Raw genomic sequence first — 1,649 nt, forward strand, 5'->3', positions numbered from 1 at the left:
CTTTGTCCACACCAAACGACTGATGAATCTTCCCCTTCCCGTCATAGGTATATTTCGTACAATGCGTGTTCTGACCGCCTGAACACATCGATTCTGAACGTGGCCAGCTGATCACATCAATGGGGAACGTTCGTTCAAAGAGGGTCAGGCTTTCACTCACTGCACTCTTGCAGCTATCCCGCACCTTCCCTTCGGAATCGCATTCTTCAATCCAGGGGATCACCAGAGGCTCACCATCCACCGAGGCATTCAGCAGACGACCGTTGGTCGGGATCGTCAGGTTGCCACTCCATTGCCGGGTATTCCGGGCATAATTCAGCGTCACCACCTGCTGATAGGTTCGGTTAACTTTCTGTGTGGTGGCGTTATCCTTCAGGGTCGCTTCCCGTGTGCAAAAATTTTCCACCTGCAGATCACGTTCGCAGGTATGGTTTGTGAACTCACTGCGGTTCACAACCTGGGCGGTACAGGACTGTCCGGTATCGCCGACAATGCTGTCGGCACGGGATTCTGTATCCTTTGCGGCCTGAATAAACGGTGCATCCTGAGATATCTGATCCGGTGGCCGGTTCGTGAACGACTCAGTAATCGCTTTGCCGGTATCTCCCTGGCTGAACTCCAGGGCTGAATCGCTTTTCAGAGAGCTGTCTCCGCTGGCAGTGACGCCGCCATAGTATTTTGCCTGATCAGGGCTGTCGGTATACCCCGGCAGGTTTTGCTCACCACTGAAATTTTTCAGTGAGTTCAGACCATTGCCCTGCACCTGTTTCGCAAAATCCGAACCAGCTTTATAGTCGCTTCCACTGTCAGCACAGGCGGGGGATGCCAGCCAGATAAAGGCGCTCAGGACAAAAAAATGCGCAGTCAGTACGGAAATAACCGTCTTCATTTTTGCCCTCCCTCATCCCTCACCATTTCCGGTAACGCTATGAAGTACGGTCTGTCTTTCATGGCTGGCTCCCGGCGGCATTCGAGGGCGCATCAAGTATTTGCCGGGCCACCTGTGCGCAGTCACCGGTTTGTGCCACTTTCTCCAGCGCCTGTTTGACGTGAATGTTACCGCGTACCACGTCATATCCGGCCTGACACCGTACCACCAGAGACGGCACACTCCGGATGCTGTACTGCGTATATAGTGTCGGGTCGATCTGCACGCCGTCGGTCACGCCATCCTTCACCAGCTGCAGCACCGCGTCAGTGGTGGTCTTCATGTCGTTATTGACGAGCCCACGCAGTGTCGCCGGAATGCCGTACTGCCGGGTTTCGTGCAGCATCCGCTTCAGCCCCTCTTCAGGTATCGAGAAGGAGACAAAGTACAGCGCCCCTTCTGCCGGCTTTTCCTGATTCGCCGCTTTCTGCTGGCTGACCAGATTATCGATAAACTGGCGGTCTGATTTGGGCAGAGGATTACGGTTGATTTGCGCCTCAAGCTCCTGCTGCAGCTGTTTATCCGGATGCTGGCGCAGCTGTTCGCTGAGGTTCTCCTGCTGCTTCAGCCATTCTCTGTCTGTAACAGAGGAGGTTTCAGCCAACACTGCTCGTCCGGTCAGCAAAAGCATGACCATAAACAGATTCATTAATTTCATGAGAGACTCCTGTCAGAGAAAGACACAATTGCGTTTACGCCACATCAGATAGCCATAGTTCTT

The 1,649-nt window shown here is 53.6% G+C and carries 1 protein-coding gene and 1 pseudogene; both read right to left on the bottom strand.

All coding sequences use genetic code 11. The features are described from left to right. Window positions 1-889, bottom strand: a pseudogene (locus BHE81_RS27945) (conjugal transfer protein TraN); the annotation flags it as partial. A 58-nt stretch (window positions 890-947) separates the two neighbouring features. After that, window positions 948-1,586, bottom strand: a complete 639-nt coding sequence (gene trbC, locus BHE81_RS27950; protein WP_004193871.1) for a type-F conjugative transfer system pilin assembly protein TrbC — start codon at window positions 1,584-1,586, stop codon at window positions 948-950. Between the last annotated feature and the right edge of the window lie 63 nt (window positions 1,587-1,649).

The organism is Klebsiella sp. AqSCr (assembly GCF_008452795.1).
GTDB lineage: Bacteria > Pseudomonadota > Gammaproteobacteria > Enterobacterales > Enterobacteriaceae > Klebsiella > Klebsiella pneumoniae.

Coding starts and splice junctions, on each gene's coding strand:
- trbC (WP_004193871.1), bottom strand. CDS start 1,586: ATGAAATTAATGAATCTGTTTATGGTCATGCTTTTGCTGACCGGACGA.